The 15,286-nt window shown below is 62.9% G+C and carries 15 protein-coding genes; 14 read left to right on the top strand and 1 reads right to left on the bottom strand.

Features of this window, described 5'->3' with window-relative positions; translation table 11 throughout:
* Positions 1 to 50: 50 nt before the first annotated feature.
* The 10 genes from FO488_RS06775 (at position 51) to FO488_RS06730 (ending at position 8,758) form a co-directional block, all read left to right on the top strand.
* A complete protein-coding gene (locus tag FO488_RS06775; protein WP_149209857.1) occupies positions 51 to 548 on the top strand; it encodes an HIT domain-containing protein in 498 nt (165 codons plus the stop codon).
* A complete protein-coding gene (locus FO488_RS06770; protein ID WP_149209856.1) occupies positions 545 to 1,510 on the top strand; it encodes an ROK family protein in 966 nt (321 codons plus the stop codon). The genes FO488_RS06775 and FO488_RS06770 overlap by 4 nt, the downstream gene beginning before the upstream one ends.
* A gap of 157 nt (positions 1,511 to 1,667) precedes the next feature.
* The gene (locus FO488_RS06765) at positions 1,668 to 2,552 is read left to right on the top strand and encodes a DUF362 domain-containing protein (RefSeq protein WP_149209855.1); all 885 of its coding nucleotides are present in this window, start codon (positions 1,668 to 1,670) and stop codon (positions 2,550 to 2,552) included.
* Positions 2,553 to 2,578: 26 nt separating this feature from the next.
* Complete coding sequence (locus FO488_RS06760) at positions 2,579 to 3,403, top strand: nitroreductase family protein (RefSeq protein ID WP_149209854.1); 825 nt, start codon at positions 2,579 to 2,581, stop codon at positions 3,401 to 3,403.
* Positions 3,404 to 3,504: 101 nt separating this feature from the next.
* Entirely contained in the window at positions 3,505 to 5,031 is a 1,527-nt protein-coding gene (locus FO488_RS06755; protein WP_149209853.1) for a 4Fe-4S binding protein, read from the top strand.
* Between the two features lie 46 nt (positions 5,032 to 5,077).
* Entirely contained in the window at positions 5,078 to 5,968 is an 891-nt protein-coding gene (locus FO488_RS06750; RefSeq protein ID WP_149209852.1) for a sensor histidine kinase KdpD, read from the top strand.
* Positions 5,969 to 5,973: 5 nt separating this feature from the next.
* Complete coding sequence (locus FO488_RS06745) at positions 5,974 to 6,492, top strand: chemotaxis protein CheD (protein ID WP_149209851.1); 519 nt, start codon at positions 5,974 to 5,976, stop codon at positions 6,490 to 6,492.
* Between the two features lie 173 nt (positions 6,493 to 6,665).
* Positions 6,666 to 7,004: a hypothetical protein gene (locus FO488_RS06740; RefSeq protein ID WP_149209850.1), complete on the top strand. Its 339-nt coding sequence runs from the start codon at positions 6,666 to 6,668 to the stop codon at positions 7,002 to 7,004.
* On the top strand, positions 6,985 to 7,851 hold the full coding sequence (locus FO488_RS06735; protein WP_149209849.1) for an HDOD domain-containing protein: 867 nt from the start codon (positions 6,985 to 6,987) through the stop codon (positions 7,849 to 7,851). The genes FO488_RS06740 and FO488_RS06735 overlap by 20 nt, the downstream gene beginning before the upstream one ends.
* Positions 7,835 to 8,758 carry a diguanylate cyclase domain-containing protein gene (locus FO488_RS06730; protein ID WP_149209848.1) on the top strand — a complete coding sequence of 308 codons (924 nt, stop codon included), beginning with the start codon at positions 7,835 to 7,837 and terminating at the stop codon, positions 8,756 to 8,758. Before FO488_RS06735 ends, FO488_RS06730 begins: the two co-directional genes overlap by 17 nt.
* A gap of 94 nt (positions 8,759 to 8,852) precedes the next feature.
* Here FO488_RS06730 and FO488_RS06725 read toward each other — a convergent pair whose 3' ends face one another.
* Positions 8,853 to 10,118, bottom strand: a complete 1,266-nt coding sequence (locus tag FO488_RS06725) for a cytochrome c3 family protein (RefSeq protein ID WP_168205934.1) — start codon at positions 10,116 to 10,118, stop codon at positions 8,853 to 8,855.
* A gap of 193 nt (positions 10,119 to 10,311) precedes the next feature.
* Here FO488_RS06725 and nadC point away from each other — a divergent pair, with 193 nt between their 5' ends.
* The 4 genes from nadC to fusA all read left to right on the top strand — a co-directional run bounded on the left by nadC (position 10,312) and on the right by fusA (position 15,173).
* Positions 10,312 to 11,136: a carboxylating nicotinate-nucleotide diphosphorylase gene (gene nadC / locus FO488_RS06720; RefSeq protein WP_149212102.1), complete on the top strand. Its 825-nt coding sequence runs from the start codon at positions 10,312 to 10,314 to the stop codon at positions 11,134 to 11,136.
* A 29-nt stretch (positions 11,137 to 11,165) separates the two neighbouring features.
* A complete protein-coding gene (locus FO488_RS06715; RefSeq protein ID WP_149209847.1) occupies positions 11,166 to 12,155 on the top strand; it encodes a biotin--[acetyl-CoA-carboxylase] ligase in 990 nt (329 codons plus the stop codon).
* A gap of 1 nt (position 12,156) precedes the next feature.
* On the top strand, positions 12,157 to 12,921 hold the full coding sequence (locus tag FO488_RS06710) for a type III pantothenate kinase (protein WP_149209846.1): 765 nt from the start codon (positions 12,157 to 12,159) through the stop codon (positions 12,919 to 12,921).
* A 167-nt stretch (positions 12,922 to 13,088) separates the two neighbouring features.
* Positions 13,089 to 15,173 carry an elongation factor G gene (gene fusA / locus FO488_RS06705; protein ID WP_149209845.1) on the top strand — a complete coding sequence of 695 codons (2,085 nt, stop codon included), beginning with the start codon at positions 13,089 to 13,091 and terminating at the stop codon, positions 15,171 to 15,173.
* The last annotated feature ends 113 nt before the right edge of the window (positions 15,174 to 15,286 follow it).

Below are 15,286 nucleotides of genomic sequence, written 5' to 3'. Positions count from 1 at the left end.
CGCGCTCGTGCTGCTACAATCCAGGGACAGCGCGCAAAGGAGGAACCGCCATGGAACGGATCTGGGCACCCTGGAGGATGGCCTACATCAACAACCCGGCCCCCCAGGAGGGGTGTATCTTCTGCAAGGCCTGGGAGGAAAACGACGACCGGGAACGGCTGGTGCTGGCCCGAAGCAGGCACTCCCTGATCATGATGAACCGCTACCCCTACAGCGGCGGCCATCTCATGGCCGCCCCCGCCCGGCACGTGTCCGATATGGACGATCTCTCCGATGCGGAACTGCTGGACCTCATGCAGAGCGTGCGCCGGGCCCACAACCTGCTGAGGGCCGTTGCCAATCCCCAGGGGTTCAACATGGGCATCAACCTGGGCAAAGCGGCCGGGGCAGGCATCGAGGACCATATGCACATCCATATCGTGCCGCGCTGGAACGGCGACACCAACTTCATGTCCGTCGTGGGGAACGTGCGCGTCATCCCCGAAGGACTGATGGAAACCTACGACCGCTTGTCCGAAGAGATCACGGCGGGAGCCGCAAAGGGATGAAAACGGCCGTCATCGGCATCGACATCGGCGGGACCAATCTGCGCTGCGCCCTGGTTACGGCATCGGGGACCATCATCGACCAGCGGCGTAGCGCCAGCGGGATCGAAGGAGGACGTGAGAGTTTCTGCTCCCGACTCCTGGCCGACATCGCGGAATTGCGCGACGGGGCGGCCCGCAGCGGCATCGGGATTCAGGCCATCGGCGCCGGGGTACCCGGACTGATCGGACGGGATGGGCAGATCCGGTCGTCGGTCAACATGCGCCCCCTGGAGGGGTTGAATCTGGGCGCCTTCCTGGAAGAGCGCACCGGCATCCCGGCCGCCTGCGGCAATGACGCCAACACCATCGCCCTGGGCGAACAACGTTTTGGCGCCGGCAGAGGGGTGCCGTCGTTCCTGGCGGTCACCATCGGGACCGGCCTGGGGAGCGGCTTGATTCTGGACAACCGGCTCTGGACCGGCGCAAACGGTTTTGCGGCCGAGTTCGGCCATGTCACCGTGGCCCCGGATGGCCTCCCCTGCCCCTGCGGCAACCGGGGGTGCCTGGAACAGTACTGCTCGGCAGGCGCCGTGGTACGCGCCGCCCGCGAACTGGTCCCGGCGGACCGACTCGCCGCTGCGGCTACGGAGCCGAGCGCGGAGGCCGTGGCAACCCTGGCCCGCCAGGGGGTAGCCGGCGCCCGGGCCGCCTTCGAGCGGGTGGGTGGGTGGCTCGGCATCGCCCTGGGGAGCCTCGCCAACATCCTCAATCTGCAGGCGGTCATCGTGGGTGGCGGCGTGGCCGCCAGCTTCGATCTGCTGCTCCCGGGGCTTGAGGCGGAGCTGGCACAGCGCTGCTTCCCCCACATCCGCGAGGGGCTTGCCATCCTCAAGACCGAACTGGGGGACGACGCCGGCCTCCTGGGCGGAGCGGCGCTGGCGGAAGAGCGCCTGCAGCCCCCCCTTTCCCCCTGCCGACGCTGACGACACGGCCATCACCGGCTCTCATGCCCCGTATGGTGCGCTCAGCCGGCACCACCACGGCTCCTTTTTCCTTTTTGCGTACTTGAAAATTGCGCCTGCTGGCGTACAATGATCCTCCATATATGCATTGATTCCACAGCCGACAGGAGCCCCTCCCATGGATAGACGCGAGTTTTTAAGGACAGCGGCCGCTGCCTCCCTTCTTACCCCCAGCCTGGTCAAGGAAGCCCTGGCGGCAAAGGAACAGCCGCTGGTAGCGGTGGCCGAGGGTAAGGATTACGGGGCCGTCACCCGCAAGGCGGTCAACGCCGTCGGCGGCATGCGGCGCTTCGTCAAGGCCGGCGATGTGGTGGTGGTCAAGCCCAACATGGGGTGGGACCGCTCCACCGAGTTTGCCGCCAATACCCATCCCCAGGTGGTACGGGCCCTGGTGGAGGAATGCCTGGCCGCCGGGGCAAAAAAAGTCAAGGTGTTCGACTATACCTGTAACGATTCGCGGCGTTGCTACGTCAACAGTGGTATTGAAGGGGCACTCAGGGGAATGAAACAGGTGGAGTGCAAGCAGATCGAGCAGGAGCGTTTCAAAAAAGTGACCCTGAACGGCCGCTTCCTCAAGGAGTGGGAACTGTACGACGAGGCCCTTTCGGCCAACGTCTTCATCAACGTCCCAATCGCCAAGCACCACGGCCTGTCCAAACTTACCCTGGGCCTCAAGAATATCATGGGGGTCATGGGAGGGAACCGGGGCTACATCCATCGCAGCCTCGACACGGCCCTGGCGGATGTGAACGCCCGCCTGAAGAGCCACCTGACCGTGATCGACGCCACCCGCATCCTGACCGCCCACGGTCCCCAAGGGGGGAACATGGCCGACGTCAGGGTGCTCAACAAGGTGATCGCCTCCGCCGACATCGTGGCCGCCGACGCCTTTGCCACCACCCTGTTCGGCCTCAGGCCGGCAGATATCCCGACCATCGTGGCCGCCCACAAGAGGGGCCTGGGCGAGATGGACCTGGGGCGGATCAAGGTGGTGCGGGCCTGACGCCCGACGGAGCGAGCGGCCGAGACATGCCAAAACTTGCCATCAACAGCCAGAGATGCACCCGCTGCGGCCTGTGCGCAGCCGCCTGCCCCCTCGACATCATCAGGCTTCCCCGGGGAGAACAGCCACGCTACGTGGCGGACGGCGCCACCCGTTGCATAATCTGCGGCCACTGCGTGGCGGTCTGCCCGAGCGAAGCGGTGGAGATCGAGGATGCGCGCCTCGTCCCGGACGGTTACGAAACCGGCGAGGCCGACATCGCCCCGGAACGCCTGGCGGCCTACCTGCGCATGCGGCGGTCGGTACGCAATTACCGTGACACCCCGGTGGAGCGAGGTACCATTGAACGGCTCCTGGATATGGTGCGCTATGCCCCCAGCAGCGGCAACAGCCAGTCCATACGCTGGCTGGTCGTCCACAACAGTGGCGAGGTGCGGCGCCTGGCCGGCCTGGCGGTTGACTGGATGCGGACCATCATGGTTTCCGACGCGCCGGTCAACGCCTATTTTAACTTCGAGGGGATCATCCGTTCCTGGGACAAGGGCAACGATCCGGTCTGCCGCAAGGCCCCCCACCTCGTGGTGGCATACGCCCACAAGGACTCCATTGTGGCCGGAACCGACGCCGTCATCGCCCTTGCACACCTTGAGATCGCCGCCCCCTCGTTCGGCCTCGGCACCTGCTGGGCCGGCTTCTTCCAGATGGCGGCCGCCCGGTGGGAACCGCTGCGGCAGGCGCTGGACCTGCCGGTGGACCACCTGCCGATCCACGCCATGATGCTCGGCTATCCGCTGTTGCGCTACCAGCGACCACCGAAACGCAACCCCCTTACCGTCACCTGGCGGTCGTGACCGGGAGGAGCACAAAACACACATATGAGCACGATTCGCACACCCCGCACCGCCGCAGACGGTCCACCGCACCGATTTTCCACCCCCGACAAGGTGACGACATGAAACCGACTTCTTCCCGCACCAGCCAACTGGCTTTCCTGGCCCTGTTCCTCGTGTTGTTCGTCCAGACCGAGTACCGCGGCCGCGACGAGATCAATGCCGCTGTGAACGCTTTCTTCCGGGCCGACCCCCTCGTGTTCTTCAGCTACCTTCTGGCCGCAAAAACCTGGACCTGGCTCCTGCTGCCGGCAGTGTTGATGGCCGTGACAACGCTCCTTCTGGGGCGTTTTTTCTGCGGCTGGATCTGCCCGCTGGGAACCGTCCTCGACCTGGTGACGCCCAAAAGCCGCACACGCCGGCCCATCGCCGCCCTCAAGGGAAACCTGAAATACTGGCTTTTGCTGCCGATCCTGGCGGCGGCCCTGTTCAATCTGAATCTGGCCGGGCTGCTGGACCCCATGGCCATCCTGCTGCGGGGGGTGACCTTTTTTCTCTATCCCCTTTTGGGGCTCGGAGCGCGGGAGGGGTGGGTCGGACTCTATCACCTGCTGGGCGAGCGGCGCGACGCCATCGCCCCGGCCTACGAACTTTTGCACGCCCATCTGCTGCCGTTCCGCGAAACCCTTTATCCCCTGGCCGCTTTTTCGGCCCTGGTCCTCCTGGCGATCATCGTCCTGGAACAGTTCGAAGAGCGCAACTGGTGCCGCAACCTCTGTCCCCTGGGCACCCTGCTGGGGTTACTGGGACGCTTCTCCCTCTTCCGGCGCATCCCGGCCGGCCTGTGCGGCGATTGCGGCAAATGCCGCGAACTCTGCCCGACCACCTTTGACCGAGACCTGCTGGCCAAGGAGGAATGCATCCTCTGCATGGAGTGTCAACTGCACTGTCCCCATCAGCGCATCTCGTTCCGCCTCGCCGCCGGACGCGGGAATGCCGGGCCGTTTCTCCCGGAGCGGCGGGTACTGCTGGGGAGCGTGGCCACCGGTCTGCTGCTGGCCATCCCTGCGCGCTTCCGCCCGCCCGAGAAGGGCGAGCGCCTGCTGCGCCCACCCGGCGTGCGCGACGAGGCCGAGTTTCTGAACAAATGCGTCCGCTGCGGCGAATGCATGAAGGTCTGCCTGAAGAACGCCCTCTATCCGGCCGCCTGGCAGGCCGGCATGGAGGGTCTCTATACCCCGTTGGTCGTCCCGCGCCTGGGATACTGCGAATACAACTGCACCCTGTGCGGGCAGGTCTGCCCCACCGGGGCCATCCCCAAACTGCCGGCGGGCGCCAAGCAGCGCGAGGTGATCGGCAAGGCGGTTCTCGACAAGAACCACTGCCTGCCGTTCGCCAAACGGATCGACTGCATGGTCTGCGAAGAGCACTGCCCCATCCCGTCCAAGGCCATCCGCACGCGGGAGGTGGAGGTCCTGGGGTTGGACGGCGTACGTAAAAAGGTCAGGGAGCCCTACGTGGTGGAGGATATCTGCAACGGGTGCGGCATCTGCGAAAACGCCTGCCCCCTGGAGACGAAGGCGGGCATCGAGGTCTTCGGGGTCAAAAACCGGGCGCCCATCGCCGAGGCCACCGGTGGGGGGGCATAGACAGAGACCGGGGCGGAACTGGGATATCGGTGAGGGAGAATCTGCCATGAATCTGACGGACGATGAGCTGATCCAGGAGTTGAGCAACCGCTTTGCCCGGAGTCGCAAGACCTTTTCGGATCTGAGCGTGGTCAACCGCAAACTGGTGGAGATGAACCGGCGGTTGGAGCAGTCTGAGGCGCTGAAAAGCAACTTCCTCTCCAACATCCGCAACGAGATCAACAATCCTCTCAATGCCATTGTCGGACTGGCGGGGCAGATAGGGGCCCTTGATCCCGAGCGGGACGAGATTGTCGCCCTGGCGTCCATGATCTGCTCTGAAGCAAACCATCTGGATTTTCAACTCCGCAATATTTTCGCGGCCGCCGAACTGGAGGCGGGGGAACTCGACCCGCACATAAGCCGGGTGAACGTCACCGCAGTGGCGCGGGACGTGGCGGAATCGTTCCGGCACCGCGCGGCCCGCAAGGACGTGGAGATCGAGCTGGAGCCGCCGCCGGAAGCAGCCCCGCTGCTGTTCGACACCGACGCGGAAAAGGTGCAGATCATCCTCTCCAATCTGGTGGCCAATGCACTGGAATACAGCCGCGAGGGGGGGCGCATCCAGGTTTCCCTGGCCCTCGCCCCGGACGGCAGCCTGGTCGTTGGGGTACGGGACTTTGGAGCCGGTATCGCCGAGGAGGATCAACAGCGCATCTTCAACCGTTTCACCCAGTTGGAGACCGGTACCACCCGCTCCCACCTGGGGCACGGCCTGGGACTCAGCATCGCCAAGGCGTTGGCCGACCTGTTGCAGGGGACCATTGACCTGGAAAGCGGCCGCGGGCAGGGCTCCCTGTTCCGCGTCACGCTCCCGGCCCCTGTCGGTGACGCCCCCTTCACCTCCTTTGCCGAAGGGGGCAACCTGTTTCTGTTCGACGACATCAGCGAGAAATAGGCTCCATGAATAGGGAAGACACTCCAAACAGGCACTTTCTGTTCCCCGGCACCCTCTTTGCCGACCTGCGCGATTACCAGGTCAGTACCGTGCTCGGGTCATGCGTTTCGGTCTGCCTGTGGGATACCGTGGCCCGCGTGGGGGGCATGAATCACTTCATGCTGCCGCTCTGGAACGGCGAGGGCCTGGCGACCCCCCGGTACGGCAACATCGCCGTGGAGAAACTCCTGCACAAGATGCTGGCGCTCGGCTGCTCGAAAAAGCATCTCGTGGCAAAGGTTTTCGGGGGGGCAAACGTCAACGGCGGCGGCAACGGCAACGAGATATTCATGATTGGCGACCGCAACGTCATCCTGGCCAATCAGCTGTTGGATGAATACGCCATACCGATCAAGGCCTGGGACGTGGGGGGGCACCTGGGACGCAAGATCGTCATGCAAACCGGCACCGGCGTCGTGTGGGTGGGCAAGCGCAAAGTTGCCGCACCGACGCAACAGCCACGGCAGTTGGAATCTTTTTTTTGAGTTTGCTACTCGAACTCTGCCGATTTGTCTGGTATTATCTGTTCCAGGGTACGAAAGTCCTGCTCCGCCAATGAACAGATTGACGTTAGGGCCTTTTTTGGCTATCATGCTTAATCCTGTTTTATTAACAATCGCTTAGCAAATTCAACCATCAGGCAAGGACAGCGACCTCAATGCAGAAAATACCCCTCATGGCCGCCAAAGTGGGCATGGTACTCGCGCGGGACGTCTTTCGCACCGAGTCCGCAAACGGCATCCCCATCTGCGGCAAGGATACGGAACTGACGGATTCGCTCATTGCCCGGCTGGAGAATCTGAACATTCAATCCGTCTATGTGGAGGGGCATCCCGTCTGGTCGGAAGGAGACCGGACGCTCGAAGAGACGCTCCGCGATCTTGACACCCGCTTTGAAAAGGTTCGTCAGGATCCCTTGATGGCAAAAGTCTACGACATCTATGCCGAGTATCTGAAACGTTCCATGGGAGAATCTGGTGGACGAAAAGCGGAATGAACTGAAAAAAATCATCATGGACACCAAAACGCTCCCCACCCTGCCCGGTGTCATCAGCAAACTGAACTCCCTGTCCGACAACGACAAATCATCGGTACAGGAGATGGCCAGGATCGTTTCCTCGGACCAGGTGCTTTCCGCGCGCATCCTCAGGCTGGCCAACTCCCCCTCCTATGGTTTCTACCGGGTTTCGACCATCTCCAACGCCATGATCCTCCTGGGGGTCAACGTGGTCAAAAGCCTGGCCCTTTCCTCATCCATTTTCGAGATCATGGAGAAGAACAGCGTCGGCCTGTGGGAGCATTCCCTGGGGGTCGGGGTGGCCTCCAACCTGATCGCCACCAAGCTCGGCCTGCCGGAGTGCGAGGAGATCGCCACCGCCGGACTGCTGCACGATATCGGCAAGGTCATCATCAGCCTCAAATGCAGCGAGGCCGAGCGGGAGGTCCGTCGCGTCATCGGGGAAAAGCGGGTCCATATGCGGGAGGCGGAGCAGGAAGTCATCGACACGGATCACGCCGAAGTGGGCGGATGGCTTGCCAAGAGCTGGTTCCTGCCGGATAAGCTGAGCGAACCGATCAACTGCCACCACAATGTGGCGGCGTCGGGGAACCACCGCATCAAGACCGCTGTGGTGCATATCGCCGACGCGCTGATCAAGGCCAGCGGCTTCGGCGACAGCGGCGACGGCTATGTCCCCCAGATCCAGCAGGCCGCCTGGGATACCCTCAAGCTCGACGAGCAGATCATTGCCGACCTGGTCGAGGAGTTGGAGGACAAACTGGTGGAGGTCAAGAACTTCAGCCTGGAGTTGCAGCAGGGCGTCGATAATGCTGCCACCTATTAGGATCGCCCTCGTCTCCTCCGACGCGCAGCTCATCTCCCAGTTGCAACTGCGCCTGCAAAGCAGGGGGCACCAGGCCACCGGCATGTCGTATATCGACGGCGTGCTGGGCGCCTTTTATTCCGACCCGCCCGACCTTCTGATCATCGACCTCGCCTCGGACAGCAACGCGGGATCCACGATCGTCACGGCCCTGCGCAGCGACAGCTTCTTCAGCACCATCCCGATCATCGGCCTGGTGTCGAGCAGGGATTACGACTCCTTCCCGTGGGAAACCTATCCCCTGGACGATTTTGCCTTCCTCCCCCTCAACTTCAGCGAACTTTTCTGCCGCATTGCGCTCTCCTTCTCCCGCCTCAGGCGCATCTTCGACAACAACCCCCTGACGCGGCTGCCGGGCAACACATCCATCCAGCGGGCCATCGAGGACGCCATGGGCAAGCCTCAGGCGGTCTGCCACGTGGACATCAACCATTTCAAGCCGTACAACGACGCCTTCGGCTTTTCCCACGGCGACGAGGTGCTGAGGATGCTGGCCCGCATCATGTTCAACGCCGTGCGCGATGCGGGCGGCGGTTTCTGCGGGCATATCGGCGGCGACGATTTCGTCTTCATCGTCTCCCTGACCCAGGTGGAATCGGTATGCGGGACCATCATCGATCACTTCGACCAGATCGTGCTGGACCTGTTCGACGAAGCCACCAAGCGGCAGGGGTATTACAACGGCACCAACCGCAAGGGGGAGATGGAAAAGATCCCCCTGCTCTCCATCTCCATCGCCGCCGTCCCCATGAACTCGGACAAGATCCGGCACGTGGCCAAGGTGGCCGAGGTGGCCGCCGAACTGAAGAAACTGGCCAAGGAGTCGGAGGGGAGCCGGTACCTGGTGGACCAGCGCAAGGGCGAGTAGCGCGCGGCCAACAGGGTTCGCATTGCAGAGACAGAAAGGGCGTCCTCCCCAACCGGGAAGGACGCCCTTTTTCATACCGTTTGCAGTCCTGACGTTACATCTTGTGGCACTTGGCGCAAAGCTTGTCGTCCTTGACCGAGAAGGCATCCTTGTCCTTGTTGTGGCAGGTCCCGCAGGAGGCCCCCTTCTCCATGTCGGCCATGGTGGCCTTGCCCGTCACCGCCTTGTAGGGGAACACCTTGGTGTGGCAGTCCACGCATTTGTATGCCTGGGTATGGAAGTCGTGGCTGAAGGTGGCGTCGCCGGCATCGGTCTTGAACGTGATGGTGCGCGGTTTGAACCCCTTGTGGCACTTGTCGCAGTCGCCGCTGGAGGCAAAGGCCTCCTTGCCGTTGTGGCACGTTCCGCAGGATTTGCCCTTGGCCATGTCGTCCATGGTGGCCTTGCCCGTCACCGCCTTGTAGGGGAACACCTTGGTGTGGCAGTCGGCGCACTTGTACGCCTGGAGATGGAACTCGTGGCTGAAAACGGCCTCGCCGGCGGAGGTTTTGAACGCGATCCTGGCCGGCTTCATCCCCTTGTGGCACTTGCCGCAGTCGCCGCTGGCGGCGAAAGCGTCCTTGCCGTTATGGCAGGTCCCGCAGGATTTGCCCTTCTCCATGTCGGCCATGGTGGCCTTGCCGGAAACCGCTTTGTAGGGGAAGGTTTTGGTGTGGCAATCCTTGCAGGAGTATGCCTGGGTATGGAACGAATGGCTGAAGGTCGCCGCTGCCGTATCCTTGAGGGTAAAGGTGATCTCCCGGGGTTTCAGCCCCTTGTGGCAGCGGTCGCAGTTGCCGGCGACGGTGAAGGCCCTGGTGCCGTTATGGCAGGCGCCGCAGGTCCGCCCCTTTTCCATCTCGGCCATGGTGACGCCCCTGGTCTTGCCGCTGAAGATCTTGCCGCTGTGACAGGTCCGGCAGGCGCCGCCGGTCTTGGAGACGTGGAGCGCATGGCCGAAGACCGCGTCGGACACCCCCTTGACCTTGTAGACCTTGTCCTGGGTCTTGCCCTTGTGACACTTGACGCAATCCTTTTCGCTCGCCACGCTGAAAGCCTTGACCCCGCTGTGGCAGGCGCCGCAGGACTTGGTCTTCTCCATCTCGGCCATGGTGAAATGGCGGCGGGTCTTCAGATCGTAGAGGGCGTTATGGCACATCTTGCAGTTGTTGTTGTATTTGAGCAGGTGTCGCTCGTGGCTGAAAACAACCGGCGCCGCGTTTTTGAAGGAAAACTTGATGTCCTTGGTTTCGACTGCAGCGGCGCAGACGGCTGTGAGTAGAATAACCGCGAGAACATACGCTGAGATGTGCTTCTGCATTCTAACCACTCCTCTATGATAAGATTAAATTGGATTTTCAAGCGGTTTACTATACAGGAGGGGGCGTTTCCCGTCAATTGCAAAGTAGACGGGCAAACACGGTCTCCAACGCGCCGGTTTTGCGGTTGATACGCCTTTCCACCTGTGATATAGGAATAGGCATATTTCCCCCATTCAGGTGAACTCACAGATGATGCTCTCACTCGACAACCTCATAGACCATGCACTGCGCGAAGACATCCATACCGGCGACATCACCACCCAGGCGCTGATCCCCGCCGACAGTCGGGCTTCGGCCCGCCTGATCGCCAAGGAGGAGATGATCCTGGCCGGACTGTTCGTGGCCGAGCGGGTCTTCAAGCGCCTCGACCCCGCCATGGAGTTCGATGTCTGCCTGGCGGAGGGGGCGCCGGCCGCCAGGGGGGCTCTTATCGCCACGGTGCGCGGCACCACGGCCGACCTGCTCATGGGCGAACGGGTGGCCCTGAACCTGCTCCAGCGCCTGAGCGGCATCGCCACCCTCACCTCGCGCTACGTGGCGGCGGTGGCGGGAACCGGGGCACGCATCGTCGATACCCGCAAGACCACCCCCGGCCTGCGGGAGCTGGAAAAATACGCCGTGCGCGTCGGCGGCGGCATCAACCACCGGACCGGCCTCTACGACGGCGTCCTGATCAAGGAAAACCATATCGCAGCCACCGGCGGCGTCCGGGAGGCGATCGCCCGGGCCCGCTCCTTTATCCCCCACACCCTGAAAATCGAGATAGAGACCGAGACCCTGGCCCAGGTCGAGGAGGCTCTGGCCAGCGGCGCCGACATCATCATGCTGGACAACATGAGCCTCGCGGACATGCGTTCCGCCGTGACGACCATTGCCGGCCGCGCGCAGGTGGAAGCGTCCGGCGGCGTCAATCTGGAGACGGTGCGCGCCATCGCCGAGACCGGGGTCGATATCATTTCCGTCGGCGCCCTGACCCATTCGGCCCGGGCCATGGATATTTCCATGCTGCTGGATTGACCCGCAGCGAACCCTGCAGGAGTCGTTCAATGCACAAGAAGGCAGCCACCATCCTGCAACTTTTCCGGCAACAGAGCGGGTTCGTCTCCGGCGAGCAGTTGAGCAGGGAACTGGGCGTCTCGCGCACCGCCGTCTGGAAACACATCTCGGCCCTCAGGGGCGCGGGATACCAGGTGGAGGCGGTTCCCTCCCAGGGGTACCGGCTGCTTTCGTCACCCGACACCTTGGCGGCCGAGGAGATCGGCGCACACCTGAACGCCACGCTCATCGGCACGCGGCTGGTCAACCTGGCCACCACGACCTCCACCAATTCCGAGGCATTCCGCTTGGCGGAAGAGGGTGCCGGCGAAGGGACGGTGGTCACCGCCGAGGAGCAGAGCAAGGGCAAGGGACGCCTGGGGCGCGTCTGGTCGTCTCCGCCGGGTGCCAACCTCTACTGCTCGGTCATCCTGCGCCCGCGGATCAAACCCTTTGAGGCCCCCCAGCTCACCTTCCTCTCCGCCGTCGCCACCGCCCGGGCCATCGAACAGACCACCGGCCTCAAACCGGAGATCAAGTGGCCCAACGACGTGTTGATCGGCGGCAAAAAGGTGGCCGGACTGCTCAACGAGATGAGCGCCGAGACCGACGGCATCAACGACGGCATCAATTTCGTCATCCTGGGGATCGGCGTCAACCTGAACATGACGGCCGGCCAGTTTCCCGGCGACCTGCGCCACCCGGCCACCTCGCTCCTCATGGAAACGGGGAGCAGGGTCAGCCGGGCGCGGTTCACGGCGTGTCTCTTGAACGAACTGGACCGGCTCTATGCCGGTTTTCTCGACCACGGCTTCGCCCAGGTGCGCCGGGAGTGGCAGGAACGCTGCAATGCCAACGGCCGCGAGGTACTGGTCAGCAACCACGGCCGCGACGACGTCCGGGGGTTCTTTGCCGGCATCGACGGCGACGGCGCCCTGCTGGTGCGCCACTCGGACGGCACGATCGAACGAATACTCAGCGGGGATGTGAGGGTGCTCTGAAATGCTCCTGGTGATTGACGTCGGTAACAGCAATATCGTTTTGGGGATCTACGAGGGGCAAAAGCTCGTGCGCAACTGGCGGCTCTCCACGGACAAGTCGCGCACGTCCGACGAATACGCGGTCCTGCTGCACAGCCTGTTCGGCCAGGCCGGCCTTGGGTTCCACGCCATAACCGCCGCCATCATCTCCTCGGTCGTCCCCCCGCTCACCGGGGTGATGGAGGCCATTGCCCGGGATTTCTTCAACCTGACCCCCTACGTGGTCGGCCCGGGAATCAAAAGCGGCATGCCGATCCAATACGACAACCCGCGGGAGGTGGGGGCCGACCGTATCGTCAACGCCGTGGCGGGATACGAGAAGCACAAATGCGCCCTGGTCATCGTGGACTTCGGCACCGCCACCACCTTCGATTATATCAGCGCCCGCGGCGAGTACTGCGGCGGCGCCATCGCCCCCGGCCTGGCCATCTCCCTGGAAGCGCTCTTTCAGCGAGCCAGCAAACTCCCGCGCGTGGACATCGCCAAGCCGCCCCACATCATTGCCAAAAACACCGTCAACTCCATGCAGGCCGGCATCTTCTTCGGTTACGTGGGGTTGGTGGACGGGATTGTGGAACATATGCGCCTGGAATCAAGGGAGAAGTTCCGGGTTATCGCCACCGGAGGACTGGCGCCCCTGATCGCACCCGAATCCAAAACCATCGACGAGGTGGACGAATTCCTTACCCTGGAGGGACTGAGAATACTGTACGAACGCAACAGCTGATTCCGGCACGACCCCACAGCGCGCCCCCCGGAGCGCCGTGGCGGAAAAACCGGAATGCCTTTTTGAGACGGCAGATACATCTTTCTTGTGCAGACACACACAGTTGTACGAACAGCGGTGAAGTGGCAGCTACGCAGAGGATATCTCATTTTTAAGGGGGCTATGCAATGGGACAGTACGACACGAGCAAACTTCGGAACCTGGGGATCATCGCACACGGCGGGGCGGGCAAGACTTCGCTGTCCGAAGCGATTCTGTTCAACGCCGGCATGATCGACCGCCTGGGGCGGGTCGATGACGGCACCTCCACCATGGATTTCGAGCCTGAGGAGATCAAGCGCAAGATATCCATCACCTCGGCCCTGGACCATTGCGAATGGAACGGTCATTCCGTCCACATCGTGGACACCCCCGGCTACGGCAACTTCATCGCCGATACCCGCGCCTGCATGCGCGCCCTGGACTGCGCCGTCGTCATCCTCTCCGCCATCTCCGGCGTCAAGGCGCAGACCGAGGAGATCTGGGGGTGGGCCAACGAGTTCGAGATTCCCCGCATCGCCTTCGTCAACAAGATGGACCGGGAACGGGCCAATTTCCTGCGGGCCATCGACGACATGGAAAAGGCCCTGGGAGCGCGGGGGGTACCGATCCAGATGCCCATAGGCGCGGAGGACAAGTTCGCCGGGATCATCGACCTGATCCACATGAAGGCCTGCTTCTATCCCAAGGACGGCTCCGGGGTCTGCACCGAAGGGGAGATACCGGCCGAATACCGGGATGAGGCCGCACGCCTGCGCGAACACATGGTGGAGATCGTGGCCGAGGCCTACGACGCCTTGACCGAGAAATACCTGGACAGCGGCGAATTGACCGTGGAGGAGATCATCGACGGCCTGCGGGTCGGCACCATGCGCAACACCTTTACGGCTGTCCTGTGCGGCTCTGCCGTGCAGAACATCGGGGTCCGGCAGCTCCTGGACGCCATCTGCGCCTATCTGCCATCGCCCCTGGACCGTACCAAGGCGATGGGGACCGAGCCCAAGAGCGGCGCGACGACAGAGCGCGCCCCCGACGAAAAGGAACCGTTCTCGGCCCTGGTGTTCAAGACCACGTCCGACCCCTACACGGGGAAGATAACCATCTTCAGGATCTACTCGGGGGTGCTCAACTCCGACACCACCATCCTCAACTCCACCAAGGGGATCGAAGAGCGCATCGGGCAGATCTATGAACTGGAAGGGAAGAAGCAGCGCCCGATCAAACAGGCGGTGGCCGGCGACATCGTGGCCGTGGCCAAACTCAAGGAGACCATAACCGGCGACACCCTGTGCGATGCCGCCAAACCGATCGTGTACGAGCCGGCCCAGCAGCTCCAGCCGGTGATCTCCTATGCCATCGCCCCCAAGACCAAGGCCGACGAGGACAAGATCCACGGTGCCCTGCACCGCATGATCGAGGAGGAGCCGACCCTGCAGTCGCACCGCGACCCCCAGACCAAGGAGTTCATCATCTCCGGCATGGGCCAGGTGCACCTGGAGGTGATCGTGGAGAAGCTGAAGCGCAAGTTCGGCGTGGAGGTGGTGCTCAAAACCCCCAAGGTGCCGTATCTGGAAACGATCCGCGCCTCCAGCAAGGTTCAGGGCAAGTACAAGAAACAGTCCGGCGGTCGGGGGCAGTACGGCGACTGCTGGATCGAGATGTCCCCCACCAGCCGGGGCGAGGGGTACCAGTTCGAGGACAAGATCGTGGGCGGCGTCATCCCGCGCCAGTACATCCCGGCGGTGGACAAGGGTATCCAGGAGGCCGCCGTGGAGGGGTACCTGGCCGGCTACCCGGTTGTGGATTTCCGGGTCGCGCTCTACGACGGTTCCTTCCATACGGTGGATTCTTCGGAAATGGCCTTCAAGGTGGCCGGCTCCATGGCGTTCAAAAAGGCGATGGAGCTGTGCAAGCCGGTGCTTCTGGAACCGATCGTGAACCTGAAGGTGACCGTGCCGGACGAAAGCATGGGGGATGTGATCGGCGACCTGAACTCCCGCCGCGGCAAGGTGGTCGGGGTCGAGCCCAAGGCCAACTCCCAGATTATCCGCGCCATCGTGCCCATGTCCGAGGTGCTGGCCTATTCCAACGATCTCAAGTCCATGACCAGTGATCGGGGCCTGTTCAGCATGGAGTTCTCCCATTACGAGGAGTTGCCGACGCACCTGTCCCAAAAGGTGATTGCCGAGACCCAGGCCGTCAAGAAGGAGTAACCCCGTATGTCCCGTGCGGTTCGCCAGGGAAGTGATTCCGGGCTGTTCTGGTGATGCGGGGGGGGCGCGGCGCAGGTGCGGCAAGGCCTGCACCGAGAAGACGCAACGACGGC

It is taken from the genome of Geobacter sp. FeAm09, from assembly GCF_008330225.1.
Classification (GTDB): domain Bacteria; phylum Desulfobacterota; class Desulfuromonadia; order Geobacterales; family Pseudopelobacteraceae; genus Oryzomonas.
The sequence above is the reverse complement of the archived record's forward strand: the minus strand, read 5'-3'. Positions and strand labels throughout refer to the sequence as shown.

Excerpts from the sequence above, each read along its gene's own strand:
- FO488_RS06775 (WP_149209857.1), top strand. The coding sequence starts at position 51 with ATGGAACGGATCTGGGCACCCTGGAGGATGGCCTACATCAACAACCCG.
- FO488_RS06770 (WP_149209856.1), top strand. The coding sequence starts at position 545 with ATGAAAACGGCCGTCATCGGCATCGACATCGGCGGGACCAATCTGCGC.
- FO488_RS06765 (WP_149209855.1), top strand. The coding sequence starts at position 1,668 with ATGGATAGACGCGAGTTTTTAAGGACAGCGGCCGCTGCCTCCCTTCTT.
- FO488_RS06760 (WP_149209854.1), top strand. The coding sequence starts at position 2,579 with ATGCCAAAACTTGCCATCAACAGCCAGAGATGCACCCGCTGCGGCCTG.
- FO488_RS06755 (WP_149209853.1), top strand. The coding sequence starts at position 3,505 with ATGAAACCGACTTCTTCCCGCACCAGCCAACTGGCTTTCCTGGCCCTG.
- FO488_RS06750 (WP_149209852.1), top strand. The coding sequence starts at position 5,078 with ATGAATCTGACGGACGATGAGCTGATCCAGGAGTTGAGCAACCGCTTT.
- FO488_RS06745 (WP_149209851.1), top strand. The coding sequence starts at position 5,974 with ATGAATAGGGAAGACACTCCAAACAGGCACTTTCTGTTCCCCGGCACC.
- FO488_RS06740 (WP_149209850.1), top strand. The coding sequence starts at position 6,666 with ATGCAGAAAATACCCCTCATGGCCGCCAAAGTGGGCATGGTACTCGCG.
- FO488_RS06730 (WP_149209848.1), top strand. The coding sequence starts at position 7,835 with ATGCTGCCACCTATTAGGATCGCCCTCGTCTCCTCCGACGCGCAGCTC.
- FO488_RS06725 (WP_168205934.1), bottom strand. The coding sequence starts at position 10,118 with ATGCAGAAGCACATCTCAGCGTATGTTCTCGCGGTTATTCTACTCACA.
- nadC (WP_149212102.1), top strand. The coding sequence starts at position 10,312 with ATGCTCTCACTCGACAACCTCATAGACCATGCACTGCGCGAAGACATC.
- FO488_RS06715 (WP_149209847.1), top strand. The coding sequence starts at position 11,166 with ATGCACAAGAAGGCAGCCACCATCCTGCAACTTTTCCGGCAACAGAGC.
- FO488_RS06710 (WP_149209846.1), top strand. The coding sequence starts at position 12,157 with ATGCTCCTGGTGATTGACGTCGGTAACAGCAATATCGTTTTGGGGATC.
- fusA (WP_149209845.1), top strand. The coding sequence starts at position 13,089 with ATGGGACAGTACGACACGAGCAAACTTCGGAACCTGGGGATCATCGCA.